This is a genomic window from Pseudothioclava nitratireducens (assembly GCF_029210495.1).
GTDB lineage: Bacteria > Pseudomonadota > Alphaproteobacteria > Rhodobacterales > Rhodobacteraceae > Pseudothioclava > Pseudothioclava nitratireducens.
This window is the reverse complement of record NZ_JARGDK010000006.1, coordinates 37,276-62,522: the sequence shown is the minus strand read 5'-3', so window position 1 is coordinate 62,522 and position 25,247 is coordinate 37,276. Positions and strand designations below refer to the sequence as shown.

24 protein-coding genes are annotated in these 25,247 nt (G+C 65.2%); 9 read left to right on the top strand and 15 right to left on the bottom strand.

All coding sequences use genetic code 11. The annotated features are described in order from the left end of the window. Nucleotides 1-2: 2 nt before the first annotated feature. Nucleotides 3-992: a threonine-phosphate decarboxylase CobD gene (cobD, locus tag P0X85_RS08765; protein ID WP_275811620.1), complete on the top strand. Its 990-nt coding sequence runs from the start codon at nucleotides 3-5 to the stop codon at nucleotides 990-992. Here the strand turns inward: cobD and P0X85_RS08760 are convergent. The 8 genes from P0X85_RS08760 to P0X85_RS08725 form a co-directional block, all read right to left on the bottom strand. Beyond that, nucleotides 978-2,423 (bottom strand): cobyric acid synthase, encoded by a 1,446-nt coding sequence (locus P0X85_RS08760; protein WP_275811618.1) that lies wholly within the window; start codon nucleotides 2,421-2,423, stop codon nucleotides 978-980. The genes cobD and P0X85_RS08760 overlap by 15 nt on opposite strands. A gap of 3 nt (nucleotides 2,424-2,426) precedes the next feature. Further along, nucleotides 2,427-3,038, bottom strand: coding sequence for a cob(I)yrinic acid a,c-diamide adenosyltransferase (gene cobO, locus P0X85_RS08755; RefSeq protein WP_275811616.1), 612 nt, complete (start codon nucleotides 3,036-3,038; stop codon nucleotides 2,427-2,429). Nucleotides 3,039-3,105: 67 nt separating this feature from the next. Then, the gene (locus tag P0X85_RS08750) at nucleotides 3,106-5,346 is read right to left on the bottom strand and encodes a hybrid sensor histidine kinase/response regulator (RefSeq protein WP_275811614.1); all 2,241 of its coding nucleotides are present in this window, start codon (nucleotides 5,344-5,346) and stop codon (nucleotides 3,106-3,108) included. Continuing rightward, nucleotides 5,343-6,521, bottom strand: a complete 1,179-nt coding sequence (locus P0X85_RS08745) for an FIST N-terminal domain-containing protein (RefSeq protein ID WP_275811612.1) — start codon at nucleotides 6,519-6,521, stop codon at nucleotides 5,343-5,345. Before P0X85_RS08745 ends, P0X85_RS08750 begins: the two co-directional genes overlap by 4 nt. A gap of 21 nt (nucleotides 6,522-6,542) precedes the next feature. Further along, complete coding sequence (locus P0X85_RS08740) at nucleotides 6,543-7,253, bottom strand: response regulator (RefSeq protein WP_275811610.1); 711 nt, start codon at nucleotides 7,251-7,253, stop codon at nucleotides 6,543-6,545. 149 nt (nucleotides 7,254-7,402) lie between these two features. Further along, a complete protein-coding gene (locus tag P0X85_RS08735; RefSeq protein ID WP_275811608.1) occupies nucleotides 7,403-9,169 on the bottom strand; it encodes a PQQ-dependent methanol/ethanol family dehydrogenase in 1,767 nt (588 codons plus the stop codon). Between the two features lie 139 nt (nucleotides 9,170-9,308). After that, nucleotides 9,309-9,692 carry a c-type cytochrome gene (locus P0X85_RS08730; protein ID WP_275811606.1) on the bottom strand — a complete coding sequence of 128 codons (384 nt, stop codon included), beginning with the start codon at nucleotides 9,690-9,692 and terminating at the stop codon, nucleotides 9,309-9,311. 208 nt (nucleotides 9,693-9,900) lie between these two features. Beyond that, complete coding sequence (locus tag P0X85_RS08725) at nucleotides 9,901-10,446, bottom strand: tetratricopeptide repeat protein (RefSeq protein ID WP_275811604.1); 546 nt, start codon at nucleotides 10,444-10,446, stop codon at nucleotides 9,901-9,903. A gap of 160 nt (nucleotides 10,447-10,606) precedes the next feature. Here P0X85_RS08725 and P0X85_RS08720 point away from each other — a divergent pair, with 160 nt between their 5' ends. Genes P0X85_RS08720 through P0X85_RS08700 form a run of 5 tightly spaced genes read left to right on the top strand, consistent with a single transcriptional unit; the run spans nucleotide 10,607 to nucleotide 14,682 of the window. Further along, complete coding sequence (locus tag P0X85_RS08720) at nucleotides 10,607-11,779, top strand: ABC transporter substrate-binding protein (RefSeq protein WP_275811602.1); 1,173 nt, start codon at nucleotides 10,607-10,609, stop codon at nucleotides 11,777-11,779. Continuing rightward, nucleotides 11,776-12,735: a YVTN family beta-propeller repeat protein gene (locus P0X85_RS08715; protein ID WP_275811600.1), complete on the top strand. Its 960-nt coding sequence runs from the start codon at nucleotides 11,776-11,778 to the stop codon at nucleotides 12,733-12,735. The genes P0X85_RS08720 and P0X85_RS08715 overlap by 4 nt, the downstream gene beginning before the upstream one ends. A gap of 21 nt (nucleotides 12,736-12,756) precedes the next feature. Beyond that, complete coding sequence (locus P0X85_RS08710; protein WP_275811598.1) at nucleotides 12,757-13,185, top strand: cupredoxin domain-containing protein; 429 nt, start codon at nucleotides 12,757-12,759, stop codon at nucleotides 13,183-13,185. Next, nucleotides 13,178-13,900 carry an ATP-binding cassette domain-containing protein gene (locus P0X85_RS08705; RefSeq protein ID WP_275811596.1) on the top strand — a complete coding sequence of 241 codons (723 nt, stop codon included), beginning with the start codon at nucleotides 13,178-13,180 and terminating at the stop codon, nucleotides 13,898-13,900. The genes P0X85_RS08710 and P0X85_RS08705 overlap by 8 nt, the downstream gene beginning before the upstream one ends. Beyond that, nucleotides 13,894-14,682, top strand: a complete 789-nt coding sequence (locus P0X85_RS08700; RefSeq protein ID WP_275811594.1) for an ABC transporter permease — start codon at nucleotides 13,894-13,896, stop codon at nucleotides 14,680-14,682. The genes P0X85_RS08705 and P0X85_RS08700 overlap by 7 nt, the downstream gene beginning before the upstream one ends. Here the strand turns inward: P0X85_RS08700 and P0X85_RS08695 are convergent. Genes P0X85_RS08695 through P0X85_RS08685 form a run of 3 tightly spaced genes read right to left on the bottom strand, consistent with a single transcriptional unit; the run spans nucleotide 14,649 to nucleotide 17,050 of the window. Beyond that, entirely contained in the window at nucleotides 14,649-15,266 is a 618-nt protein-coding gene (locus P0X85_RS08695; protein ID WP_275811592.1) for an ABC transporter ATP-binding protein, read from the bottom strand. The two genes, P0X85_RS08700 and P0X85_RS08695, sit on opposite strands and share 34 nt — an antisense overlap. Next, complete coding sequence (locus P0X85_RS08690; RefSeq protein ID WP_338030523.1) at nucleotides 15,263-16,066, bottom strand: ABC transporter permease; 804 nt, start codon at nucleotides 16,064-16,066, stop codon at nucleotides 15,263-15,265. The genes P0X85_RS08695 and P0X85_RS08690 overlap by 4 nt, the downstream gene beginning before the upstream one ends. 18 nt (nucleotides 16,067-16,084) lie before the next feature. Then, a complete protein-coding gene (locus P0X85_RS08685; RefSeq protein WP_275811590.1) occupies nucleotides 16,085-17,050 on the bottom strand; it encodes an ABC transporter substrate-binding protein in 966 nt (321 codons plus the stop codon). Nucleotides 17,051-17,275: 225 nt separating this feature from the next. Between P0X85_RS08685 and pedF the strand changes: the two genes are divergently transcribed. Continuing rightward, nucleotides 17,276-17,938, top strand: a complete 663-nt coding sequence (pedF, locus tag P0X85_RS08680; protein WP_275811875.1) for a cytochrome c-550 PedF — start codon at nucleotides 17,276-17,278, stop codon at nucleotides 17,936-17,938. After that, nucleotides 17,938-18,867 (top strand): substrate-binding periplasmic protein, encoded by a 930-nt coding sequence (locus P0X85_RS08675; RefSeq protein WP_275811588.1) that lies wholly within the window; start codon nucleotides 17,938-17,940, stop codon nucleotides 18,865-18,867. The genes pedF and P0X85_RS08675 overlap by 1 nt, the downstream gene beginning before the upstream one ends. 3 nt (nucleotides 18,868-18,870) lie before the next feature. Here P0X85_RS08675 and P0X85_RS08670 read toward each other — a convergent pair whose 3' ends face one another. The 4 genes from P0X85_RS08670 to P0X85_RS08655 all read right to left on the bottom strand — a co-directional run bounded on the left by P0X85_RS08670 (nucleotide 18,871) and on the right by P0X85_RS08655 (nucleotide 24,621). After that, on the bottom strand, nucleotides 18,871-19,731 hold the full coding sequence (locus P0X85_RS08670) for an FAD:protein FMN transferase (RefSeq protein WP_275811586.1): 861 nt from the start codon (nucleotides 19,729-19,731) through the stop codon (nucleotides 18,871-18,873). Beyond that, nucleotides 19,728-21,794: a 4Fe-4S binding protein gene (locus P0X85_RS08665; protein ID WP_420851813.1), complete on the bottom strand. Its 2,067-nt coding sequence runs from the start codon at nucleotides 21,792-21,794 to the stop codon at nucleotides 19,728-19,730. The genes P0X85_RS08670 and P0X85_RS08665 overlap by 4 nt, the downstream gene beginning before the upstream one ends. 41 nt (nucleotides 21,795-21,835) lie before the next feature. Continuing rightward, nucleotides 21,836-23,461, bottom strand: a complete 1,626-nt coding sequence (locus tag P0X85_RS08660; protein ID WP_275811584.1) for an alpha-D-glucose phosphate-specific phosphoglucomutase — start codon at nucleotides 23,459-23,461, stop codon at nucleotides 21,836-21,838. A gap of 110 nt (nucleotides 23,462-23,571) precedes the next feature. Next, nucleotides 23,572-24,621, bottom strand: coding sequence for an ATP-binding protein (locus P0X85_RS08655; protein ID WP_275811582.1), 1,050 nt, complete (start codon nucleotides 24,619-24,621; stop codon nucleotides 23,572-23,574). Nucleotides 24,622-24,839: 218 nt separating this feature from the next. On the opposite strand from P0X85_RS08655, the gene P0X85_RS08650 reads away from it, so the two are divergent. Beyond that, nucleotides 24,840-25,241, top strand: a complete 402-nt coding sequence (locus P0X85_RS08650; RefSeq protein WP_275811580.1) for a hypothetical protein — start codon at nucleotides 24,840-24,842, stop codon at nucleotides 25,239-25,241. Nucleotides 25,242-25,247 lie beyond the last annotated feature (6 nt).

Here is a 25,247-nt window from a genome sequence, read left to right as displayed (position 1 = left end):
CTATGACGCACCTAACCCTTCCACGCGATCACGGTGGCAATCTCGACGCGGCGCAGGCGCGCTTTGGCGGCGCGCTTGGGGATTGGATCGACCTCTCGACCGGGATCAACCCCTGCCCCTATCCGATCCCCGAGATCCCCGCGGATGCATGGGCGGCCCTGCCGCGGCGGCGTGAGATGGATCGGCTGATCGAGGCTGCGCGAGCCGCCTATGGCACCCAACTCGCCATCGCGCCTTTAGCCGGTGCGCAGGGCGCCATTCAGATCGTGCCCTACCTGCGCGCCGCAGGGCAGGCGCGGGTTCTTGCGCCCACCTATAACGAGCATGCGGGCGCGCTGCGCGGGGCGGGCTGGCAGGTGACCGAGTGCCCGACGCTGGATGCGCTTGCGGGCGCCGATCTCGCCGTGGTCGTCAATCCCAACAACCCCGATGGGAAACACTATCCACCCAAGGCATTGCAAGCCCTCGCCAAGACAGTCGGGCTCTTGGTAGTGGATGAGAGTTTTGCCGACCCGACTCCGGACCTAAGTCTTTGCGGCACTTTAGACTTGCCATCCAATATATTGATTTTGCGGTCTTTTGGGAAATTCTATGGGCTGGCGGGTCTGCGGCTTGGCTTCGCCATTGGCGCGCCGGAATTGGTGATGGATATCACCCGAATGGCTGGGCCATGGCCCGTGGCGGGTCCTGCGATTTCCATTGCAGAACAAGCGCTTGCAGACCGTTTCTGGCATGGCCAAACGTGTCTTCGCCTTCGGGCTGCCAGCGCGCGGCTTGACCAGCTCGCGCAAAGTGCGGGTTGGCAGCTTGTCGGCGGCACCTCGCTGTTTCGCACCTATGCCTGTCCCGATGCCCAAGCCACGCAAGACCGTCTTGCGCGTGCTCATCTCTGGACCCGGATATTTCCCTATTCAAAACAATGGATTCGGCTTGGTCTCCCCGGCACAGAGGCGCAGTGGGAGCGCCTTACCCGCGCCTTAGCGCGCGAGTGAAAGGATGCCCGCGACATCCAGATGCGTCTCGAGATGGTCGGCCAAGGCGTCAAGCGCCGCATCGACACCTGCCTCGTAACGTTCTCCGCTCGCTTGCACATTGAGCCCCCCGAGCCACGCGCGCCGAAACCCGTCATCGGAAAACATGCCGTGCAGATAGCTGCCCTGCACCCGGCCATCCGGGCTGATGGCGCCCTCGTTCTCGGTGCCTATCCGCGCAAAGGGACGTGCACGATCGGGCCCCTCGCTGCGCCCGATATGGATTTCATAGCCCGCCATCTGGTGCCCGGTCGGAACGTGGATCGCCCGGGTCTCTGTCAACCGCTTGTCGCCCGTCATCACCGTCTCGATTTGCAGCAGGCCGAGGCCAGCGCTTTCGCCAGGCGCACCTTCGATCCCCTCCGGGTCTGAAATACGGGTCCCAAGCATCTGATATCCACCGCAAATCCCCAAGATGCGCCCGCCTCTGCGATGATGCGCCAAAAGGTCGATATCCCAGCGCTGCGCGCGCATGAACGCCAGATCGCCGCGCGTCGATTTCGTCCCCGGCAAGATCACCAGATCGGCATCTGCCGGGATCGGGCGTCCCGGCCCGAGCATCGTGACGCGGACATTTGGCTCTTGGCCCAGCGGGTCCAGATCGTCGAAATTCGCAATCCGTGAGAAGCACAGGCAAACGATATGGAAACCGTCCGCCGCACCCGGTGCCTCAAGGTCCACCGCATCTTCGGCGGGCAGCTTCCACGCATCGTAGAACCACGGGGCCACACCGAATCCGGGCCAGCCGGTCTGTTCGGAAATCAGCGCATAGCCATCGTCAAACAGTCGAGGATCGCCTCGGAACTTGTTGATCGCAAATCCTTTAATCATATCCGCATCAGCCGGGTCGAGCACCGCCTTGGTGCCGACGATCTGCGCGATGACGCCGCCACGATCAATATCGCCGACCAGAAGAACCGGGCAGCCCACGGCGCGGGCAAAGCCCATATTGGCGATGTCATTGGCGCGCAGGTTCACCTCGGCGGGGCTGCCGGCCCCTTCCACGATCACCAGATCATGGGCAGCTTCAAGCCTTTGAAAGCTCTCAAGAACCGCGTCCATCAGGCGCGGTTTCAGCGCCGGATAGTCGGCGGCGGCCGTCGAGGTCAGTCGCCGCCCCTGCACCACGACCTGCGCGCCGATATCGGTCTCGGGCTTGAGCAGCACCGGGTTCATGTCGGTCATCGGACGCAGACCACAGGCGCGGGCCTGAAGCGCCTGCGCGCGCCCGATTTCGCCGCCATCCTCGGTTACGGCCGCGTTGTTCGACATGTTTTGCGGCTTGAACGGCGCCACCTTGATCCCGCGACGCAGCGCCGCCCGGCACAGGCCCGCCACCAGCATGGATTTGCCGACATTCGAGCCCGTGCCCTGCACCATGATCGCGGGCATGGATCAGAACTCCACGCCTTTTTGCGCCTTCACCCCGTCCTTGAACGGGTGCTTCACCAGCGTCATCTCGGTCACCAGATCGGCGGCCTCGATCAGCTCGGGCTTGGCGTTTCGGCCCGTCAGGCAGACATGGGTCATGTGCGGCTTCTCGGTCAGCAGGAACTCCACCACCTCGTCGATATCGAGATAATCATAGCGCAGCGCGATGTTGATCTCGTCCAGCAGCACGAATTGATAGCGCGGGTCGCGGATGATTTCCTTGGCGCGCTCCCAGCCCGCACGGGCGGCGGCGATGTCGCGCTCGCGGTCCTGCGTGTCCCAAGTGAAGCCCTCGCCCGAAATCACGAAGGTGCATTCCTCGGCAAAGCGCTTGCGCAACAGCTCGCCTTCGCCGGTGATCCAGGTGCCTTTGATGAACTGGACGACCGCGCAGGGCATACCGTGGCCGATGGCGCGCATGATCATCCCGAATCCCGACGAGGATTTGCCCTTGCCGTTTCCGTCATGGACGATGATCAGGCCCTTTTCCTCGGTCTTGGTGGCCATGATCTTGTCGCGCGCCGCTTTGATTTTCTTCATCTTTTCGCGGTGGCGGCTGTTGATGTCGTCGCTCATGGCATTCTCCTCTGGCCTGTTCGCCGGCGCATTTGGCACGCTTGCGCGGGGTGTGTAAACCGAGGGTTTAGCGGCGTGTGCCAAACAGGAAAGCGGCGAGTGCGGCGGGGGGGATCGGCTTGGCGAGGATCTCGGCGCGCAAGGCCCGCGCCTCGTCCCGCAGCGCCGCGGAGCGGGCGGCGGTGACCAGCCGCGCGGCGATGTCCTCACCGAAACGGCGGCGTAGTTCCCGCAGCAGGTCAAGCCCGTTCATCCCCGCCCCAAGCTGGTAATCGAGCAGGAAAATATCGGGTTCGAGCCCGGTCGCCTCGATCAGCTCCAGGGCTTCCTCGCCCGAGGCAACATCGAAGACCGTCACCCCCCATTTCTCAAGGAGTTGTGTCATGGCGCGCGACAGTTCGGCATCGTTTTCAACCAGCAGCGCGAGGATTTCCCCGGTATCGGGCCGCACGCCTTCAGGCGAGAGGGTTTCCTCGGCACGCGGCTGGGCATCGCGCGCCGGGCGCAGACCAATGGCAAAGGTGGAGCCGCGTCCGGGTGCCGAACGCAATTCGAGCGGGTGTCCCAGCAACGAGGCGGCACGGTCCACGATCGCAAGGCCAAGCCCCATCCCTTCAGAAGCCGAGGCGCGTGCATTGAGCCGGTGGAATTCGCGGAAAATCTGATCCTGATCCTCCTCGGCGATACCCGGTCCGCTGTCGCGCACCTCGACGACATGAAAGGCACCGCGCCGACGCAGGCAAACGTAAACCCGCCCCGCCTCTGTGTAGCGGATTGCGTTCGAGATCAGGTTTTGCAAAATGCGACGCAGGTAACTGCGATCCGAGATGACCGTGAGCTCGGTCGGTCGAATGATCAGCTCCAGCCCCTTGAGCGCGGCAATCGGTGTGAATTCGTCGGCCAGTTGCCGGAACATCGGCCCAAGCGCCACAGGCCCCATATCGACCGAGACAGACGCGCTTTCGAGCCGCGAAATGTCGAGCAGCGCGCCAAGGATGCCCTCGACCGAGCCGAGCGCGCTTTGCACCTTGTCGAGCGTGCGTTGCGCACGCGGATCGACCATGTCGTCGCCCAGCGAGGCGAGATAGAGCTTGGCCGCCGAAAGCGGTTGCAGGAGATCGTGGCTTGCGGCGGCGACGAAACGCGCGCGCGAGGCATTGGCCCGCTCTGCCCGGCCCAACGCATCCTCAAGCTCCAGCGTGCGCTCCATCACGCGCGCCTCGAGCGTCTCGTTCGCCTTGGAGAGCGCAGCCAGCGCCTGCCGTTCCGCCGACATATCGGCCAGCGACATCACGAAGCCGCCATCGGGCATTTCCTGCGCGAAGATTTCATAGACCTGACCGTTCTCGCGCGTGACCTCCATCGAGAACTGATCCTTGCGGCGCACCCGGCGCACCCAGTCCGACAGGCGATAGGCGCTCAGCCCATGCGGAAAGACGAACTGGTCTCGCACCTGTTCAAGCAGCGTGTCGAAATGCATTCCCAGCCGAAGCCGGGTGCGCGGCAGCGTCAGAAACTCTGCCAGCCGCTCGTTCCAACCGAGCAATTGCAGCCGCGCGTCGAAAATACAGACGCCGAGCTTGAGATGTTCGAGCGTCGCGCGCAGGATGCGGGCCTGATCGTCGAGCATCCGCCCGCGCTCCTCCCGCTCGGCGCGGATCAGGTCGGTCACCTCGGTCTGCAAGATCACCGTGCCACCATCGAGCGTGCGATGCTCGGAGACCTGCATCCAGCGATCCTCGCCCATCTGCTGAGTCAGGATGAAATGGTGTTCGAGGTGGCGCTTGAGTCGCATTTCGCGCCAGTCATCGGCGGTCATGCCCTCGGGCATGCCCAGATGCGCCGATTGCGCGGCGATCTGGATATAGGTGTCGAAGGGCAGCCCCGGCACGAGCTGATCGCGGATATCGGGCAAGAGCGCGTTGAAGCGCGAATTGCACATGACGAGCACGTCATTCGCGTCAAAGAGTGCAAAACCCTCCTGCACGGTCTCGATCGCGGCGGCGAGGTTTTGCCGCGCGAGTTCGGTTTCGCGGTTCGCATCCGCAAGCCGCGCGTTCGAGACATTGAGCAAATCGAGCGCGCGTTCGAGGTCGCGGGTGCGTTCGCGGACCTGATCTTCGAGCATGGCGGCGCGCTGAAACTGCGCATAGCCCGCGCCGCGATCCTCGGTCATCTCCTCCGCATGGCGGATCAGCACCTCGGCGATGGCGAGGAGCTTCTGGTTCTGCCGTTCGTGACTGTCGCCGGGCGCCACCAGCGAGGAAAGCCGGGGTGGCAGCGCGGCGTGCAGGTCGGGCGCGCTCATCGGCGCGGCTCCGGCGGGTAGAAGGCGACGCCGGTCATGGTCTGGTTCACATGCATCGCCCCGATCTGTTCGCCATAGGTCGAGAAGCCCGCAACCCGGTGCCGCGCAAGGATCTGCGAGACCTGCCCAACCTTCTGACGCCCCTCCGCCTCAATCCGGCGGAAGAAGCAGTCGAAACCGAGGATCGCGCTTGGCGGCTGGATGCGCGAGAGGCTTGAGAGTTCCGCCTCTAGGTGGTCGGCGATATCGGCAGGGTCGGCGATGGTGAGCACCAGCCCCTCGTCGATGGCGGCAAAGAAGATCAGCGAGTTTTCCGGCCCGACGCCCTGGATTGCGCGGACATGGTGGCGTCCGCCTGCGCGCACCAGAACCGGATGCGCGGCGAAAACGAAGGGCGAGAGCTGTTCGGGCATAAGCCCCAGCAAGCGCGCATATTCCTCGGCCGCCGGTTCGTCATTGATCCGCGCCACCAGCCGGTGCCGGGGGTCGGCGCGGGTCACCACCATGCGCGCCTCGGTCGGTCGGGTGTTGTCGAGCGAGAAGGTCCGCACTTCGCACAGCCCGCGCATAAGGCACAGGACGGCAGCGTTCTCATGGATCTTGCCGTTAAAGGAAAGAAGCGTGCGCCGGAACGCATTTCCGTCCCCCGCAGAGCCGCCAACCATCGGCACCGGGCCAAGCCCCCCCGAGAGCGCCGCGACCAGCGCGTCCTCCTGTCCCGAGAGCCCGTCGACCAACAGCAGGGCGAATTCATTCGGCATCCCCTCGCCGCGCCGTGCAAGCGACTGGCGCGCGCGCAGAAGGTCGGCGATCAAGGCCCGCGTGTCGAGATCCTCGATCCCCTCGATCAGCAGCGCTTCCACCTCGAAGCCCTGCTGCGGAAAGGCAAAGGCCACGATCTGCCCGCTGTCATAGCCCGCATCCGTGATCTCGCCGGCGGTGGTGCAGCCGCAGATCGTCGTGCGCGGGAACGCGATTTGCGCGGTTTGCGTGAGGCTCTCCAGATCGGCTTCGGGGCTGGCGAAGATCAGCACGAGCGCAAACGGTCCCGGTCCCAGCCCGGCGACCAGCCGGTCAAGCGCGTCGTCTGCGCGCGCGGGGGCGCAGGCGCGGCGCGGGCATGGCCCCTGCCCGCCCGGCGCGGTGCGACGGTCTTCGGTCTGCGTAGCGGTCATGCGATCCTCCCGGACCGAAGCTTAGCCGTTCCGCCACGTCTCGGGCAATGGCCCGGTGGCCTGCGCTTCGCGGGCAATCAGAACGGCTTGCGTGCGCGAATAGACGCCCAGCTTGCGCATGATGGCGGTGACATGCGCCTTGACGGTGGTCTCGGCTATCGAGAGGTCGAAGGCGATCTGCTTGTTCATCTTGCCCTCGCAGATCTGCTCAAGGATCTTCGCCTGCTGGCGGGTGAGCTGGCTCAGGCGGCGGATCGCCTCGTCCTGCGCGCTCATGCCATTGCCCTCGGCCAAAGCCTCGCCGTTCGATTCCGGCACAAAGACCTCGCCCCGCGCGATCGCGGCAAAGGCCGCGCGGAAAAGTTCCCGGCGCGAGTGCTTCGGCACGAACCCCGCCGCGCCCGCCAGTATGGCCGAGCGGATCACGCGGGGCTCGTCGATGGAGGACACCACCACGATCGGCAGGCTGGGGGCCGCCAGCCGCAGCCGCATCAGCCCATCAAGCCCGTTCACATCCGGCAGGTTCAGGTCCAGCACGATGACATCCGGTGTCACGCCCGCCTCGATCATCTCGACCGCCGCCGCGAGCCGGTCCGCATGGTCGACCTGCTCAATCCCGGCCACAGCCTGAAGCGTCATCGCGAGGGCGTCGCAAAACAGCGGGTGGTCTTCGACGATCATGGCGCGTCGAAATTCGGCGCGGGTGCCGGAACGGGGGGTCTGAATATGCATCTGGCGGCCCTTGGGCTAAAGTCTCTCTCTGTGGTCCCAGCCTAGCCCGGCGCAAGTCGCAAGGGAAACTGTCCATAAGTCGGAGGCGCAGGAAAACGGGCGCGAGGGTTCCCCCCGCGCCCGCCCGGTCGCGTGTTCCGGTGTTGCGATCAGTTCGCCGAGGCGAGCTGTTTCGGCAGTTTGAAGGTCCAGACGACGCCACCCTGGTTGAGGTAGTTCACCTTTTTGGCGACTTCGCCACCCCAGAGCGGAACCGCACCGCCCCAGCCCGAGATGACCGAGACATATTGCTCGCCATCCTGATCCCAGGTGATCGGCTGGCCGACGATGCCCGACCCGGTCTGGAACGACCAGAGCTTCTCTCCGGTCTCGTCGTCGAAGGCGATGAACTCACCCTCGGGCGTGCCGGTAAAGACAAGGCCGCCCGCGGTCGTCATCACGCCACCCCAGAGCGGGGCCTCGTTCTTGAACTCCCATTTCACCTCGCCGGTATTCGGGTCCATCGCCTTGAGCGAGCCGATGTAATCCTCGAAGAGCGGCTTGATGGTGAAGCCCGCGCCCAGATAGGCCGCGCCCTTCTTATAGGAGATCGGCTCGTTCCAGATATCCATGCCCCATTCGTTCGAAGGCACGTAGAACAGGCCGGTTTTCGGGCTATGCGCCATCGGCATCCAGTTCTTGCCGCCAAGGAAGGAGGGCACGGCAAAGACTTGCTGGCCCTTACCGCCTTCGGCTGCCGCATCGGGCGCGCCGGGACGGTTGTCCTCGTTGTAGATCGGGCGGCCATTCTCGTCGATGCCGCTGGCCCAGGTGATGTCCTTCACGAAGGGATAGGCGGCGACGAATTTGCCGTCTTCGCGGTTGAGGATGTAGAAGAAGCCGTTGCGGTCGGCGGTGGCGAAGCGCTTGTTGCCGTCCTTGTCGACGAACGCGACCACTTCGTTCACCCCGTCAAAGTCCCAGCCCTCGCGCGGGGTGGTCTGGAAGTGCCATTTGATCTCGCCATTCTCGGGGTCGATCCCGAGACGCGAGGCGGCATAGAGGTTGTCGCCCGTATTGCCCTCGACGGGCGTGCCCGCGTTGCGCAGATGCGAGTTCCAGGGGGCCGGGTTGCCCGCGCCAAAGACCAGCGTATTGGTGTCCGCGTCATAGGAGCCACCAAGCCAGGTCGCGCCGCCCCCGGTTTTCCACATATCGCCGGGCCAGGTCGCGTTGAGCGTCCCGGTCATGGTGCTTTCCTCGCCCTTGAACGTGCCCATATGGCCCTCGATCACCGGGCGGGTCCAGACCAGCTCGCCGGTCTCGGCGTCGCGCGCCTGCACTTCGCCGACGATACCGAATTCACCGCCCGAGTTGCCGGTGATGACCAGACCGTTCACGATCAGCGGCGCGGCGGTGTAGGAGTACCCCTCTTTGTAATCGGCGATCTTCTTGTTCCATTTCACGTCGCCGGTCTTCAGGTCCAGCGCCACGATGCGCGCGTCCAGCGTGCCGAAATAGATGTTGTCGCCATAGATCGCGCCACCGCGGTTGATCACGTCACAGCAGGGCAGGATACCTTCCGGCAGGCGCGCGTCGTATTGCCAGATCTCCTTGCCGGTGGCGAGGTCGATGGCATACATCCGGGAATAGGAGCCGGTGATATACATCACGCCGTCATGGATCAGCGGCTGGCTTTCCTGCCCGCGCTGTTTCTCGCCGCCAAGGCTGAAGGCCCAGGCCGGGACGAGGTTCTTGACGTTGTCCTTGTTGAGCATGGTCAGCGGGCTGAAGCGCTGAAGATCGCGCCCCATGCCGTTGGTCAGCACGTTATGCGTGGAGGTCGCATCCTCCAGCAGGTCTTGCTCGGTCACGCCCGCATGGGCGGCTCCGGCACAGGTCATGGCCACGACTGCGGCCAGCACGAAACGGTTCATCGCTGTCTCCTCCCGATAAGTCAGCGCCCGCGCGCGGTTCGTTCCACGCGGGGGCATCGGGACAAGTATCGAGGCGCAGGCGCGGACGTATATTGTCCATTGGTCTTACGACCCGGCCCCCGCGCCCCGAGCTGCGGCCTCAGTGCCCGACCGAGGCGAGATAGGAGACGATGAAATCCTGCACGGTCGGATCGGTGATGCCGACATGGCGCATCTTGGTGCCGGGCACGAAGGCATCGTTATCCTCCATCCACGCCCGCAGCGCGCCCGCGGTCCAGGCAAAGCCCGCCCCGGCCAGCGCCTCGGAATACTCATAGCCTTCGAAGGTGCCCGCCTTGCGCCCGACGATCCCGTCGAGCAAGGGGCCATAGCTCGGATCGGTCGCATCGACCGCATGGCAGCGGCGGCATTGGGCATCGAACAGGCTCTCGCCCGCGTCGATCTTGATCCGGTCGATCGCATCGGCAAAGGCCGGGGCGGCCAGCAGCGCTGCTGTGGCGGCAATCATCATGGTGCGAGTCATCTCGTTCTCCTGTCGCTTGACGTTCGGCCCGACTTTCGCGCCGCAGCCCGCATCAGGGGTTGATGCAGGTCAAACGGTCTATTGCACTTTGGTCGTAAGGCGCGGGGTTTGCTGGCGATATCGGGCGGCCGGACGAGGTTGGAAGAGGGAGGCGTCCGGCCGCCCGCTGCGACATGGGCCCCGAGCGCCCTGTCGAGCCGTGGTCCCGTCAGGACAGCGGGATGTAGCGCCATTCATCGGCATCGGGCGTGACCTCGTCGAGGTCATAATCCGCGCCCTGCAAGCGGCGCGCCACCGGAAGCCCCGCCCGCGCGGCCTCGTCGATGAGGGCACGACCAGCCACCTCGTCACGCGCCACGCCGCGCCCGCGCAGCAGATCAAGGCCGAAATTGAATTGCCCGACCGGATCGCCCGCTTCGGCGGCGCGCCGGTCCCATTCGGCGGCGGCTTTCGGGTCCGAGGGCGCGCCAAGCCCATTCTCGTCAAGCTGGCTCATCCATGTCATCGCCCCCGTCCAGCCGTCCTCGGCGCAGCGCTCGAACAGCTCGCGCGCCATCCCGTGACGGCCTGATTTGGTGATGAAATACCCCGTCGCGCAGGTCGTCATCGAGGTCTCGCCCCGCGCGATATTTTCCATCATGCGGTTGAGCGAGAGTTCCTCGCGGTTCAGATCGCCAAGTGCGGCAATATCTTCCTCGGCCCAGGTGGGCAGTGCGATGCAGGCGCCAAGCGCCGCGACCATCCAGTAACGCATCTTGTCCTCCCTTCGAAGCCACGGGGTTCGTCCCAGCCTAACACAGCCCCACGTCACCGGCGCGCCCGGCGGCGCTGCCCGGCCCTAGACATTGGTCGTATTGCGACTACGACCCCGCGCCCGCAGGTTGAGCCGGGGAGCGAAAATACCGGGAGGAGTGATGCGGTTAGCGTGGTCCATGATGGCGCTTTGCCTTTGGCTTGGCAGCCCGGCCATGGCCGAGGCGTTGCGCTTCGACTATCTCGAGCGTCAGGTGACGCAGCCGCCGGTGCTGTCGAATATGTCCGCCCTGCCCGAGGATCTGGGGCTTGCGGGCGCGCGTCTGGGTCTTGAGGACATCGCCACGACCGGACGGTTCACGGGCATCGATTATTGGCTCGAAGTGACACAGGTGCCGCCCGAGGCAGAATTTCTGCCCGCCGCTCGCGCGCTGCTTGAAACCGGGGCGCGCGTGTTGATCGTGAACGCGCCCGCCGCGGATCTTCTGGCGCTTGCCGACCTGCCCGAGGCGCAAGATGCGCTCATCTTCAATATCGCCGCGCCCGAGCGCGACCTGCGTGCCGAAGAGTGCCGGGCCAACATGTTGCACACGGTTCCGAGCACGGCGATGCGCGCGGATGCGCTGGCGCAGTTCGCGCTTTGGAAGCGCTGGACCGATGTCGCGCTGATCGCGGGCAGTTACCCAGAGGATGTCGAATTCGCGGATGCGCTGCGGGCCTCTGTCCTCAAGTTCGGCTTTGAGATCAAGGGCGAGAAAACATGGGCGTTCGATGCGAATATGCGCCGTGCGGCGAGTGCCGAGGTGCCTCTGTTCACGCAGGACCTGCCCGATCACGACCTCCTTCTCGTCGCCGATGAGCGCGGCGATTTCGCCCGCTACATCGCCTATAACACCTGGGAACCGCGCCCTCTGGCCGGGTCCGAGGGCGTTCAGCCGCGCGGCTGGTCGGGCGTCGTCGAACAGCATGGTGCGGCGCAGTTGCAAAACCGCTTCCGTGACCTGTCGGGGCGCGAGATGCGCGCGACCGATTATGCAGGCTGGGCCGCGATCGCCGCGCTTGGCGAGGCGGCGACGCGCTCTGGCGCGCGCGAGGCCGAGGGGTTGCGCGGCTATCTGCTCTCGGGGGAGTTCCGGCTCGCCGGGTTCCTCGGCACGCCTTTGTCTTTCCGCGCGTGGAACGGCCAGATGCGCCAGCCGATCCCGCTTGTGACCGAGCGTGCTGTGGTCGCGCTCGCGCCGCTCGAAGGCTTTTTGCACCAGAATTCCGAACTCGACACGCTGGGCTTTGACGCGCCTGAAAGCCCCTGCACCGCCTTTGGAGAAACCCGATGATCCGCACGCTTCTGCTTTGCACTGCCCTTAGTCTGCCCGCCGCCGCTGACGAAATCTGGGTGACGAATGAAATGGACGACACGGTCAGCGTGATCGACGTCACCACGCTGGAGGTCAAGGCGACCTACCCGACCGGGGAGCGTCCGCGCGGGGTGACCTTCAGCCGCGACTTCAAGCGGCTCTATATCTGCGCCTCCGACTCGGATGCGGTGCAGGTCATGGACCCAGATACCGGCGACATCCTGCACGAGCTGCCCTCCGGCGAAGACCCAGAGCAATTCGTGATCGCCCCGGATGACCGCCTTCTCTACATCGCCAATGAGGATGATGCGATCACCACCGTCGTCGATACCGAGACCCGCAAGGTCGTCGCGCAAATTGATGTCGGGGTCGAGCCTGAAGGCATGGGGATTTCTCCTGATGGGACGCTTCAGGTGACCACCTCCGAAACCACCAACATGGCGCATTGGATCGACACCACGACGCATAAGATCGTGGCGAATTCGCTGGTCGACTCGCGCCCGCGCCATGCCGAGTTCAGCCCTGACGGGCAGGTGCTTTGGGTCAGTTCCGAGATTGGCGGGACCGTGACTGTGTTCGATGTGGAAACAAAGGCAGAGGTTGGCAAGATCCGTTTCGAAATTCCGAATATTCGCGCCGAAAAGCTGCAACCGGTCGGAATGAAATTCTCGCCCGATGCCACGAAGGTTTTTGTCGCGCTTGGCCCGGCTAACCATATCGCTGTGGTCGATGCGCAAAGCTACGCGGTCGAGCGATATATCCTTGTCGGGCGGCGCGTCTGGCACATGGCGATCTCGCCCGATCAGACCAAGCTGTTCACCACGAACGGTGTCTCGGGCGATGTGACGGTGATCGATCTGGCGACGCTTGAACCCATCAAATCCATCAAGGTCGGGCGCTTTCCCTGGGGCGCAGCCGCCCGTCCGACCCCGTGATCTGCACAGGAGCCTGATCCAATGAAATTTTCCCTGACCCTCGCCGCTGCGCTCTGCGCCGCCCTTCCCGCCGTTGCCGATGGCGATGCCGCCCCGGCGGGCCTTCTGGCCGGTCCGAACAAACACGATCTGCCCGAAATGATCCTGTCGGTCGGAGAGCCTCTTGGCGGGCCTTGGGCACTTAAATCCGGGGCCTATTACGAGGTTGAGATCACCTCGGACGGCTCGGGAGAGATCGGGCTTCAGGGGGGCGACTTCTTCCGGGCGATCTGGATCGACGAGATCGTCATCGAGGGATTGGAGATTCGACCCACCGGCTTGCACTCGGTCGAGTTCGATCAGCCCGGCACGATGGAGATTGGCTTCGTCGCGGTGAAACCGGGGCGCTACAGTCTCGAGATACCGGGCGCGCGCGGCGACGATCAACGGCTGGAGATCACGATTGACTGACGCGCTCGCCATCCGCGATCTGAGCCATGCCTGGGGCCGCAAGTCGGCGTTGGACGGGGTCGGGTTTCGGGTGGCACGGGGGCGTTTCTCAGCGTTGCTCGGCCCGAATGGCGCGGGCAAATCGACGCTGATTTCGGTCCTGACCGGGTTGATCCGTCCGCGCCCCGGACGGGTGGAGATCGGCGGCATCGATCTGGCGCGCGCGCCTCGTGCCGCGCTGGCGCAGATCGGGGTCGTGTTTCAAAGCGCAACCTATGACGCAGAGTTGAGCGTCCTGTCCAACCTGCGATATTTTGCGTCTTTACAGGGGCTTGACCGGAAAACTTCAAGTCAGCGGATCGACGAGGCGCTGGATCGTCTGGACATGCGCGAACGAGCGCGGGAGCGGGTGCGCGATCTCAATGGCGGGCATCGGCGGCGCATGGAAATCGCGCGGGCGCTCTTGCATCGTCCGGCACTTCTGATCCTTGACGAGCCGACTGTTGGTCTGGATGCGCCTGCCCGCCGCGCGATCACTGATCATGTTCATGACCTCACCGGGCACGGCGTGTCGGTGCTCTGGGCCACCCATCTGAGCGACGAGATCCGCGACTCGGATCAGGTGGTCTTGCTGCATCAGGGGCGGTTGCAGGCTGATGGGACGGCGGGAGCGTTGCGCGCGGGCAGTGCACTGTCGGACTGGATGCTGCGCGAAACGGGGGCGATGCCATGCTAGCCCACCCTGCCCGAGCGGTCGGCGCAATCGTGACGCGCGAGCTACGCCGGTATCTCAGCCAGCGCGCCCGTTTCCTCGCCGCGTTGGTGCGCCCCTTGATCTGGCTTCTGGTCTTTGCGGCGGGTTTTCGGGCAGCGCTTGGCCTCTCGATCATCGCGCCGTATCAGACCTACATCACCTACGAGACCTATATTCTGCCGGGCCTCTGCGGAATGATCTTGCTGTTCTCGGGGATGCAAAGCTCGCTCAGCCTCGTCCATGACCGCGAGAGCGGCGCGATGCGGCTTTTGCTCACCGCGCCCTTGCCGCGTTGGTTTCTGCTGGGCGCAAAGCTTTTGGCGGGCGCGGTGGTCGGGCTGGTTCAGGTTGCGGCTTTTCTTTTAATCGCAGCGCTTTACGGAATAAAGCTTACGTGGATTGGGGTGATTTCCGCACTTCCCGCCCTGATCCTTTGCGCGTTGATGCTGTGCGCCTTGGGGCTCCTGCTTTCAGCGCGCGTGCGCCAGCTTGAGAATTTTGCCGGGGTGATGAATTTCGTGATCTTCCCGATGTTCTTTCTGTCCACGGCCCTCTATCCGCTGTGGAAAATGCAGGAAAGCTCGGAGTTTCTGGCGTGGCTCTGCCGGGTCAACCCGTTCACCCACGCGGTAGAGTTGATCCGGTTCGCGCTTTATGGGCAGCTCAACCTGCCCGCCCTCGGCTGGACGGTGTTGGCCTTGATCGTGTTTTTCGGGCTCGCTGTCTGGGGTTATGAGCCGGCACGCAGCCGCGTTTCGAGATAGTCGAGATGGGCCGGCCGGCCACTTAGATGCGCACGCCGGGTTGCCAGTGCGTCCAGTTCGGCGGCGCTGTGCGAGGCCAGAATGACCGCAGGTCGATGCTGCGCGATGAGGTCCTGGGTCAGGGTCAGAAGATCGCTGATCCGGTCCGCGTCGAGCGACGAAAAAGGCTCATCCATCAAGAGCATACGCGGTGTTCCGACGAAAGCGCGCGCCAGTGCGACGCGCCGCGCCTGGCCCAGCGACAACTGACCGGGCCAAGCCGCCTCATGCCCGGCAAGCCCGACACGGGCAAGCATGGCGCGGGCGGCCTCGGGGCGGCATTGTGTGGGGATGGTGATATTGTCCAACACGCTGCGCCACGGCAGCAGCGTGGGCGACTGAAACACCATCGCCCGTTCCGCAGGCGCGTCGAGCCGTCCGTCAAAGCGGGTGTCGAGCCCTGCGACGATGCGCAGAAGCGTGCTTTTGCCGATGCCCGACGGGCCGGAGATCCCAAGCACCTCGCCCGGCGCGACCTCGATCCGCATTGGCCCGAGGACCTGCGTCCTGCCATGTGCCTTGCTTCGCAGATCGAGTGAAATCATGGCTGCCTCCAGCGGTTGGCCCGCCGCGCGAGCGGGGCGAGAAGCAGCCATTCGACAGCCAGCATGATGGCCACGAAGGCCAGCGCATGGGCCAGCACGCCAGCGATATCGAACATTTGAAAGTCGAGATGAATCCTGAACCCTATCCCATTGGAACGGCCCAGAAATTCGACGACGAGAACGATCTTCCAGATCAGCGCGATACCGGCTCTTGCGGCGGCGCTCAGATGCGGGGCGAGCTGTGGAAGCAGGATATGGCGAAGCCGCGCGAGCGCGGGCATCTGGTGGAGGCGCGCCAGATCGCCAAGCGCCGGATCGCGCGCTCGTGCGCCTTCGCGCAGCATCACCGCCACCATCGGGATCTTGTTGATCGCCACCGCCGCGATCGCCGCGGTTTCGTTCAGCCCGATCCACAGGTAGCACAGCACGATCGTCACCAGCGCGGGAATGTTGAGCGCAATGGTCAGCCACGGATCAAGCCAGCGATCAAGCGCGGGCATTACGCCGAGCAGCAGCCCCAGCGCGGTGCCGATCCCCATGGCGATGGCAAAGGCGATCACCACCCGCCCCAGCGTCGCCCCCAGATCGGGCAGCATCGTGCCGGTCACGACCCCCTCCCACAGACGCGGCAAAACCAGATCGGGGCCGGGCGCGTGACGCGGATCGCCAAGCCACGCCGCGATTGCCCACCACAGCCCGAGCAGCAGCAGCACCGAGACGAGCGCGACCGGGCGCGGCACGCCCGGAGCGTCGATCTGCGGCATCTGCACGCCGCGCTCGATGCCTGATCTGTGATCCACCCCGCTCAGGCGCATGGGTCAGTAAGACAGGAACGTGCCCGGCGGCACTGTGCGCGCAGGCCCCATCAGCTTTGCGCCGCCCAGTTCCACCATCAGCCCCAGCATCCGGTCCGCAGCCTCGAGATCAACCGCTGCCGCCGAGGGGATACCTGCGCGGTAGCCTGCCTTGAGCGCCTCGAACTGCGCATCGGATTTCGCACGCATGATCGGGCGCAAGCGGTCGAACGCCGCCTCATCGGTGGCGAGCTTGTCCTTGGCGGCGCGCGAAGCCCCCGCCAGAGCCGCCGTGAGGTCCGGGTTCTGATCGACGAAATCACCGCGCAGGACATAGCCCAGAAGCGGGGTCTCGGGGTCCAGCCCCAGATCGCTTGCGGCCTCGGCGACCGACAGCAGCGTGGTCATGCCCGCGGCTTCCATCTTGGCCTGAAAATGCCAGAAATTGATCGCGGCATCGACCTCGCCCGAAAGGGCAGCCTCCATGATCAGGGGCGGTGCGCCAAACACTTGCTCGGTCTCGGCGGCCAGATCGAAACCCGCCTCTTTCTGCGCCCAGGCCTGAAGGATCAGCCAGCTCTTGTCGAGCGGCCCGCCGGCGATGCCGATTTTCTTGCCCTTGAGATCGGCCAGCGTGCTCAGCCCCGCCTCGGGGCGCACAACCAGCCCGCCCACCGATTTCGAATAGGGGATGAAACGGTAATCCTCGCCCTCGGCGCGCATCCGCGCGACCCAAAGCCAATCGGTGACGATCGCGTCCACCTCGCCAGCCTGAAGCGCCACGCTGGATGCGGATTTGCCCGCGACCGGCATCACCTCGAGCGTGAACCCCGCCGCCGTGTCGAGCCCGTAATGGGTGATCGTGTCGAGTTCCCATGTCACCGTGCCGCCCTCGAGCGTCGCCAGTTTGAGAACCGGTTCGGCGCTGGCCAGCCCGGCCCAAAGCGCCACTGCCGCGCCAAGCGCGCGGGCCATCGTGGTGATTGCCATCATATCCTCCCTCACACTCGCACGAGCAAAGATGCGCGAGCCTCGTCCCAAGCCTAGAACGCGCCCCCCGCCCCGCCTATTCGACCAAAGGCGTAGAGCGATCCGGCGTGGGCCCGCCCGACCCGATACCAAGGTCGAATGGCGGGCGTGCTGCGCTGCGGCTAGACCAGAGGCAAGGAGCTTTTCACGAGGGAGGAGAAGATGCTCGACGCCCGTACCCGCCGGATGATCGGCGTGCTGACGCTGGTCACCATCACCCCGATGCAGGTGTTCGCCCATGGCGATGTCGCGCCGCAGGCGGTCAATACCGATGCTCTGCCGGAGGTCGGCGAAGAGTGGCTGACCGAAAACCCCTATCGCGCCGAGGCCGCCGGGGACGAGGTCTGGTCGAAAGCCGTTCAGATCGGCGATTCCGGCTTCAACCAGAACTGCGCGCGCTGCCATGGTCTGGGCGCCGTCTCGGGCGGTCTCGCCCCCGATTTGCGCTATCTCGAAGCCGAGGAATATGGCGATGAGTGGTATATCGAGCGCTTCCGCCACGGCATGACCCAGAACGGCATCACCAAGATGCCCGCTTTTGGCGAGGTTCTGGGTCAGAAGGCGGCCTGGGCGATCCGCACCTATATCGAGACCCGCCCCGACGATGGCGCGCTCGACGATCATGGCACGCGGCTCAAGGCGATCCGGGATGAGCTGGCAGCGGGTCAGGGCGACGGCGAAGCGCTCAAGGCGGAACTCGCCGAGATCGCGGGACAGGTGCCGACCGCTTCCGGTGCGCCGGTGGCCGACAGCGCGGTGTCGCGCGCGGCCCATGCGCTTAGCGCTGATCCCGAGAGCTTCAAACACGCGGCCGAATTGCTCACGATCGGCCTTTCGGCGGCGCATTGATGCGGGCGCGGGGCGGGCTGGCCAGGTTTCGGGGCCTGGCCGGTGCTCTGGTCCTGAGCCTGTGCGGGGTTGCGGTGATGGGACCGCGCCCCGCTTTGGCCGCTTGTGAAGGCGTGCCCCCCGAGCAACGTCTGCAAAACACCGCGCCGCAGGATATCGGGCGCTCCTACGACCAGATCGTCGAAGATGGCTGGATCGAGGTGGCCGTCTACGAGAATTTTGCGCCCTGGTCCTGGGAAGAAGCGGGCCAGCCGCGCGGCATTGATGTCGAGATCGCGGATCTGATCGCGCAGGAACTTGGCGTCGAGGCGCGTATCCGGTTCGTGCAGCCCGGAGAAACGCTCGATCAGGATCTTCTCAATTACGTTTATCGCGGCGCCACGGTTGGCGGGCGGGTGTCGAACCTGATGCTCCATGTGCCCTATGACGTGGATTATGCCTGCCGCTTCGATCAGGTCACCTTCACCGGGCAATATGCGCAGGAGCGGCTGGCGATTGCCTATCGTGCGGCGGATTACCCCGAGAAAGGGCCGGTCCCCGCCGTGTTCCGCTATGATCCGGTGGGGGTCGAGAATGACTCGATCTCGGATTTTTACCTGACGTCGGTCGCGCATGGGGCCACGGCTGACAAGGTGCATCGCTATCCGACCACGCTTGATGCGATGGCGGGTCTGGCGGGCGGCGAGGTGATGGCGGTGATGGGGCCGCGCGCCGAGCTTGAGGCGGGGCTTGCCGAAGGGTTGCTCGTGCATGAGCCGCCGCTTCTGGGGCTTGCGCGGTCGAAATGGACCGTAGGGGCGGCGTTGTCGTTCCAGCATCGGCCTTTGGGCTATGCGGTCGATGACGCCATTGCAGCAGGGCTGGCCGATGGGCGGATCGCCGGGATTTTTGCGCGATACGGTGTCGATTTCATGCCGCCGGAACGCTAGGCCTCAGAGCGTCACCAACCCACCTTCGGCATCGACCAGACGCACCGGGCCAAGGCCAAGCCGCGCCTTGGCCCGTTCGATTGCGGGCCTCTCCATGAGAACGAAGCCGGTCGAGGCTGCATCCGCGCGCATGGCGGTTCGTGCCTCCACCGTCACCGATGACCAGCGCGGGCGCTGACCGTCCGGACCAAGGATATGCCCCTGCCCGTCTGTGAACCGCAACGCCCCCGGCGCAGAGGTCGCAACCGCGCGCCCTGCCCGCAGAGTGATCTGCCCCAGAATCCCGGCTTCCGGGTCCTCGATCCCAAGCCGGAAATCGCCGCCAAGCGCGGCGAACTCGCCGATATTGATCAGGCAGTCCCGATAGCCCGCAGATGCCAGCAGCGCCGCGATCCGGTCGGTCGCATAACCCTGCGCGATCCCGTTCAGCGTAAGGGCCTGACCGGCAGCGAGGCGGATGTCATGGCCGATCTTGATGTCGTGGAGACGATGGCGCAACGCCGCAGGCGCGCGGCCTGCGGCCAGCGCCGCCCACACGGGCTGCACCGATGGGTCGAAGGCCCCATCCGTGGCCTCGTGCACCATGAGCGCCTCGTCCAGAACCGCGCGCAATGCGGGCGAGACTGCCGCCCTGCCCGTGGCGTTCAACTGCGTGAGTTCGGACGGTTGATGGAGCGAGAACACCGCTTCGATCCGGGCAAGCTCCGCCCGGATGTGCGCAAGCGTTTCTTTGGGCAAAGCCCCTCCGCGTAGCGTGATCCCGGCCTCCGCCCCGAGCGCGCGGCCCTGCCATGTGGCCGCCCGCGCACCGGTCCCGCACAGCGCCGCCGCGCCCACGATCTGCAAGAACCGTCTGCGCTTCATGCGGCCTTCCTTTCGGCTTTGCGCGCCTTGAGGATCAACGGCACACATTGCGCGGGATCGTCGTGGATCGTTACGCAGTCGAGGCATTGGAAACACTCGGAATAGCGGATCGCGCCTTGCTTCTGGATCGCGCCGTAACGGCAGCGCACGCGGCAAAGCTGGCACGGGCTGCCGCATTCGACGCGACGGGGTATCCAGCGGCGCAGGCGCAACAGCCCGCCCAGCCGCATCAGCGCGCCCAAGGGGCAGATCGAGCGGCAGAAGCCCTTGAACCAGACCATCGACACGGCGAGCCACCCACCTGCCCAGAGCACATAGGGCCAGGGCCGGTCGAACTGCATCGTGATCGCGGTCTTGAACGGCTCGATCTCGGCCACGGTTTCCGCGTGTTCCGGGGCGGCGAAAGCGACGAGGACGAGCGCCACCAAGGCCACCGGTCCTGTCCAAAGGAGCGCGCGACCAAGGCTTTGCGGCGGCTCCCATTCTGGAAGGCGCAGCGCACGACCGAGGTGATGGGCGAATTCCTGAAGCGCGCCGAAGGGGCAAAGCCAGCCGCAGAAAAACCCGCGCCCCCAGAGCACGAACCCAAGGATCGCAGCCGCCCAGAGGATCAGCGAGAACGGGTCATAGAGAAGCACCTCCAGCCCGCCGCCCTGCACCAGCCCTCGGATCACGGCCAGCGGTGTGACGATTGAAAGCTGCCCCTGCCCCCAGAAGCCGATGAAGCCGGTGACGATAGCAAGAATGCCAAGCCGGATCGGTGTGAACTGGCGCAGTCCTGCGAGCCAGGATTGCCGGGCAAGCGCCGCGAAGAGGATCACTAGGGCCCCGGCCAGAAGCCACAAATCCGCCTGCCGGTTGATGGCCGCTTCAAGCCAAGGCGGGCGCTGCACCGGTGCTTCGGGGCGCAGGAAGAAGCGCTCGGGCAGGCCCATGGCGAGGGAGAAATGGCGCGAGCCGGGTTCGGGCTGGAACATGCCGTGGAGCCGCAGCGCCTGCGCTTCGAGCGCCCAGTCGCGGCTTGGATCGAAGCCCAGACGGCGGTCGAGACGGAGGACCATCGCGGTGGCGTCCTGCAAGGCCTCGGGCAGATCGGGGTGGAGGCGCGGCAGAATATCGGCGTCGCGCAGCGCCAGGGGCAGCCCGTCTTGCGTCGCCGCCACCCGGTCCGGCGCGGTGTTGCGCACGAACTCTTCAGAGACGATCCCGTGCCGTCCGGCCTCGATCAGCAGGATCAATTCGTCATCGGGGGCGCGGGCCGCAAATCGCGCGATTTCGGCTAGCGTTTCAGGGGCGAGCACAGCGCGCGCAAGGGCCGGCGGGCCGAGGTCAATGGCATAGAGGTCAAGATAGGCGGCATCCGGGTCAGCCTGCGCCTCGGGGTCGTCATCGGCCCAGATTGACCCCGCGAAGGCGGCATCCAGCTCGGCATTGCTCACCCGCAGATGCCGCACAAGCCCATCCGCGAGCGCACTCTCCCAGGTGATCGCTTCGTCGTGGTCCGGATCAGGGCGCGGCGGCGGCCCCGCGCTCACGCCCTGCATCTTCTCACGCGCCACCGCGAGCGTCGCAGCGAGGATCGACTCATGCGCGATCCGGACGCTCGCGGTCGCCTTGGTCACCCCCGCCAGATAGGTCAGGTCCGACCCCGCACCGCCCCCGCCATAGGGGGTACCCACGACCAGAGTCTCGGAAATCGAATGGCCCTGATATTGCGTCAGAAAATCGCGCAAGGGCGCCTCGCCCAGACCCGAAACGAAGATCGGCTCGTTCTGCGCCAGCAGCCGCGTGTCGATGAAGCGGCCCTCGCGGTCGAGCATGACGAGGATGTTGATCGGTTGCCCCGAAAAGCCCGGAAGCGGTGCCAGTTCGCCCGTTTCAAAGACGAATCCCGCCTCGCCGCCGCCCGAGTTCAAAAGCACCCACACGCCCTTGTCGTTGACCGCCTCCCCTAACGCATAGGGCGCGACGATCATCCCGGCGATGTCGTCACGCGTCAGCGGCGCCGCGAAAAGCGGCGTTGCAAGCAACAGCCAAAGAAGACATGCGCGGATCATGGTCATAGCCTATCCGCGCGCGCGAGGTTGGGAATTAGACCTAAGTCTCAGGTGATGACGTCCGGCCCTTTGCGGCCAGAGCGCGCCCGAATGCCGACCAGCGCTTCGGTCGCCGCGATGATCGGGGCGAGCGCCTGTTGCGGGTCGAGGTCTAGCCCGTCCGGCCCCGGCGCGAAGCGCTCGAGATAGACCCGGAGCGTCGCCCCCTCGGTGCCCGTCCCCGAAAGCCGCAGAACCACGCGTGAGCCGCCCTCAAAGAGAATACGGAAGCCCTGCTGCGCGGAGACAGAGCCATCGACCGGGTCGGTATAGCTGAACTCATCCGCGGTCTCGATCCGCAGTCCCTCGACGGCCTGCCCCGGCAGGTCCGCCAGACGGTCCCGCAAATCGCCCAGCATCGCATCGGCCATCGCCACGGGGAGTGCCTCGTAATCGTGGCGAGAGTAGTAATTGCGCCCGAAGCGCGCGAAATGATCGGCCATGATTTCGGCCACGCCCTGCCCACGTGCCGCGATGATATTGAGCCACATCAGCACCGCCCAAAGCCCGTCCTTTTCGCGGACGTGATCGGAGCCGGTGCCGAAGCTTTCCTCGCCACAGAGGCTCACCCGGCCCGCATCCATCAGGTTGCCGAAGAACTTCCAGCCGGTGGGCGTCTCGTAGCAGTCGAGACCCATCGCCGCCGCGACCCGATCCACGGCGGCCGAGGTCGGCATCGAACGCGCGACCCCCTTCAGCCCGTCCTTGTAGCCCGGCACCAGATGTGCATTGGCCGCAAGCACGGCGAGGCTATCCGAGGGCGAGACATAGACCTGTCGCCCGAGGATCATGTTGCGATCGCCATCCCCGTCCGAGGCCGCGCCGAAATCGGGGCCATCCTCGGCCATCATCTCGGACATCAGCTCATGCGCCCAGGTGGGGTTCGGATCGGGATGCATCCCGCCGAAATCGGGCAAGGGCTGTTCATGGGTGACTGTGCCTTCGGGCGCGCCCAGCCGGTTTTCGAGGATCTCGACCGCATAGGGGCCGGTGATCGCGCACATGCTGTCCATGCGCATCGTGAATCCTTCGTGAAAAAGGCCACGCAACGCTTTGAAATCGAACAGGGTTTCCATCAGGTCGGCATAGGCCATAACTGGATCGACGACTTCGACGACCATCGGGCCGAGGTGACTTTCGCCAATGGCGGTCAGGTTCACGTCAGGGGCCTGTAGCTTGGCGTATTCGGTGATTTCCAGCGTGCGGGCATGGATGGCCGCGGTCACCGCCTCGGGCGCGGGGCCGCCATTCGCCATGTTGTATTTCACGCCGAAATCTTCGTTCGGCCCGCCCGGATTGTGGCTCGCCGAGAGGATCAGGCCACCATCGGCCTCGCGCTGACGGATGAGGTTCGAGGCAGCCGGCGTCGAGAGCCACGCGCCCTGCCCGACGATGACCCGCGCGGCGCCGTTCGCCGCCGCCATCTTGAGGATGACCTGCGCAGCCTCAGCGCCGAAATAGCGCCCATCCCCGCCCAAGACGAGCGTCTTGCCCGCCACCCCGCCAATCGCGTCGAAGGTCGCCTGCACAAAGTTCTCGAGATAATGCGGCCCCATGAAGACCGGCGTCTTCTTGCGCAACCCCGAGGTGCCGGGTTTCTGGCCGTCAATCGGGGTCGTGGCGATCGTATTCATGGCACATCCTTACAGGGTCATCTTGTTGAAGTTTCAGCGAAAGCTGCGGGATTTACAAGGCGACCACGGGCGTCCGCGCCCACCCGTCGGAGCCTTTCCGCCGATCTCGCCTAAGTCTCGGGCAAAGTGACGATAAAGCGCGCGCCCTCGCCCTTCGCGCTTTCGATACGCAGCCGTCCCCGATGGCGGTTGACGATATGCTTGACGATGGCAAGGCCAAGCCCGGTGCCGCCCTGTTCGCGCGAGCGGTGGGTATCGACGCGGTAGAAGCGCTCGGTCAGGCGCGGCAGGTGGCGCGGGTCGATCCCCTCGCCCTTGTCGATCACGCTGACCCGGAGCGCCGGGCCGCGCAGCACCGGCTCATGCGCGATCCGTTCGACATCGACGCGCACCTCACCGCCCGAGCCACCATATTTGATGGCGTTCTCGATCAGGTTGGAAAAGACCTGGGTCAGTTGATCCGCATCGCCCTTGATCCGCAGCGGCCCCGCCTCGCCGCTGCGCAAAAGCTGCACATTCTGGGCCTCGGCCACGCCCTGAAGGGTTTGCGTCGCCCCCCTGAGCACCGCGCTCAGATCGACGGTGGCATCGGGGCGGCGGCGCTCGTCGGATTCCACCCGGCTCAGCGACAGCAAATCGCCCACCAGCCGGTTCATCCGCGAGGCCTCGCGTGCCATGATCCCCAAAAAACGCTCCCGCGCCTTGGGGTCATCCTTGGCGAATCCGGTCAGAGTCTCGATAAACCCCATGAGCGCGGTCAGTGGCGTGCGCAGCTCGTGGCTGACATTGGCGACGAAATCACGCCGCATCTCCTCGGCGTTCTCAAGAGCTGTGACATCCTCGACCGAGAGCACCGCCCCGCCCCCCGGCAAAGCGCTGCCCGGTGGCAGAGGCGCGGCATGGATGCGCGCGGAAATCTCGCGCTCGCGCGTGGTGATCGTCACCTGCCCGGTTTCCGCGCGACCGCCCGCCAAGGCCTGATCGAGCGCCTGCCCGATCGCGGGCTGGCGCAAGACGGTGACAAAGGTGCGCCCTTCGAGCCCCTCGCCCAGCATGGCGCGCGCCGGGGCATTGGCCTGCATGATCCGCTCCTCGCGGCTGACGACCAGAACCGGGAGCGGCATCGCCTCGATCAACGCCCTGAACTGGTCTTCTGCCATGGTCTCAGCCTCCTGCAATGCCTGTGAATTCAACCGATTCAGCAGCCCGAGTAAACAGGGCCAAGAGTGTAACGCGCCGATGACAGACATTTTTACCATAACCGCGAAATCCGCGGCTTTTTGCTTGAGAGGTGGCCCGCGCAGGGCTAAACCTATGCGTGTGTCGCATTTTGCGACAGTCGAGAGAAACCGCATCCCGAATTGCGCAGGGGTCACGCATGTCGAAACCGACGACGCCGTCCAGTCAGGGCCCCTCCACGGTAGAGACGCTTGGTGCCGCCTTGGCCGGGCGCCGTGTCCTTCTGCTTGATCCGACCCATACCTTGCCCGACCTGTTGCGTGGGGTTCAGGGGGTGATGCTCACGATCGGGCGTTTTGGCGCGCTCGATGCGGGATATCTGGCCGACAGCCGCCCCGATGCGATCCTCGCGCCGCTGGTCGGTCAGGATTACGACGTGCTCGATCTGACGCGGCGGTTGCAAGAGCTCGGCTTCAAAGGGGCCCTGCGCGCCTATTGCCGCCCGCTGCCCAATACGCGCCTTGTGCGGGGCGAGGTCGCACATATCTGGCCCGAACTGGATTTCGAGATTTTCGAAGTGCCGGCGCTTGGGGCGGAGTGATCCGCG

What these genes read in the sequence shown, in the direction of transcription:
- P0X85_RS08670 (WP_275811586.1), bottom strand. Translation starts at nt 19,731, where the DNA reads ATGAAGCGCAGACGGTTCTTGCAGATCGTGGGCGCGGCGGCGCTGTGC.
- P0X85_RS08665 (WP_420851813.1), bottom strand. Translation starts at nt 21,794, where the DNA reads ATGACCATGATCCGCGCATGTCTTCTTTGGCTGTTGCTTGCAACGCCG.
- P0X85_RS08675 (WP_275811588.1), top strand. Translation starts at nt 17,938, where the DNA reads ATGCGGGCGCGGGGCGGGCTGGCCAGGTTTCGGGGCCTGGCCGGTGCT.
- pedF (WP_275811875.1), top strand. Translation starts at nt 17,276, where the DNA reads ATGATCGGCGTGCTGACGCTGGTCACCATCACCCCGATGCAGGTGTTC.
- P0X85_RS08715 (WP_275811600.1), top strand. Translation starts at nt 11,776, where the DNA reads ATGATCCGCACGCTTCTGCTTTGCACTGCCCTTAGTCTGCCCGCCGCC.
- P0X85_RS08750 (WP_275811614.1), bottom strand. Translation starts at nt 5,346, where the DNA reads ATGAGCGCGCCCGACCTGCACGCCGCGCTGCCACCCCGGCTTTCCTCG.
- P0X85_RS08745 (WP_275811612.1), bottom strand. Translation starts at nt 6,521, where the DNA reads ATGACCGCTACGCAGACCGAAGACCGTCGCACCGCGCCGGGCGGGCAG.
- P0X85_RS08655 (WP_275811582.1), bottom strand. Translation starts at nt 24,621, where the DNA reads ATGGCAGAAGACCAGTTCAGGGCGTTGATCGAGGCGATGCCGCTCCCG.
- P0X85_RS08720 (WP_275811602.1), top strand. Translation starts at nt 10,607, where the DNA reads ATGCGGTTAGCGTGGTCCATGATGGCGCTTTGCCTTTGGCTTGGCAGC.
- cobO (WP_275811616.1), bottom strand. Translation starts at nt 3,038, where the DNA reads ATGAGCGACGACATCAACAGCCGCCACCGCGAAAAGATGAAGAAAATC.
- P0X85_RS08660 (WP_275811584.1), bottom strand. Translation starts at nt 23,461, where the DNA reads ATGAATACGATCGCCACGACCCCGATTGACGGCCAGAAACCCGGCACC.
- P0X85_RS08735 (WP_275811608.1), bottom strand. Translation starts at nt 9,169, where the DNA reads ATGAACCGTTTCGTGCTGGCCGCAGTCGTGGCCATGACCTGTGCCGGA.
- P0X85_RS08700 (WP_275811594.1), top strand. Translation starts at nt 13,894, where the DNA reads ATGCTAGCCCACCCTGCCCGAGCGGTCGGCGCAATCGTGACGCGCGAG.
- P0X85_RS08685 (WP_275811590.1), bottom strand. Translation starts at nt 17,050, where the DNA reads ATGGCAATCACCACGATGGCCCGCGCGCTTGGCGCGGCAGTGGCGCTT.
- P0X85_RS08725 (WP_275811604.1), bottom strand. Translation starts at nt 10,446, where the DNA reads ATGCGTTACTGGATGGTCGCGGCGCTTGGCGCCTGCATCGCACTGCCC.
- cobD (WP_275811620.1), top strand. Translation starts at nt 3, where the DNA reads ATGACGCACCTAACCCTTCCACGCGATCACGGTGGCAATCTCGACGCG.
- P0X85_RS08650 (WP_275811580.1), top strand. Translation starts at nt 24,840, where the DNA reads ATGTCGAAACCGACGACGCCGTCCAGTCAGGGCCCCTCCACGGTAGAG.
- P0X85_RS08710 (WP_275811598.1), top strand. Translation starts at nt 12,757, where the DNA reads ATGAAATTTTCCCTGACCCTCGCCGCTGCGCTCTGCGCCGCCCTTCCC.
- P0X85_RS08740 (WP_275811610.1), bottom strand. Translation starts at nt 7,253, where the DNA reads ATGCATATTCAGACCCCCCGTTCCGGCACCCGCGCCGAATTTCGACGC.
- P0X85_RS08695 (WP_275811592.1), bottom strand. Translation starts at nt 15,266, where the DNA reads ATGATTTCACTCGATCTGCGAAGCAAGGCACATGGCAGGACGCAGGTC.
- P0X85_RS08730 (WP_275811606.1), bottom strand. Translation starts at nt 9,692, where the DNA reads ATGACTCGCACCATGATGATTGCCGCCACAGCAGCGCTGCTGGCCGCC.
- P0X85_RS08760 (WP_275811618.1), bottom strand. Translation starts at nt 2,423, where the DNA reads ATGCCCGCGATCATGGTGCAGGGCACGGGCTCGAATGTCGGCAAATCC.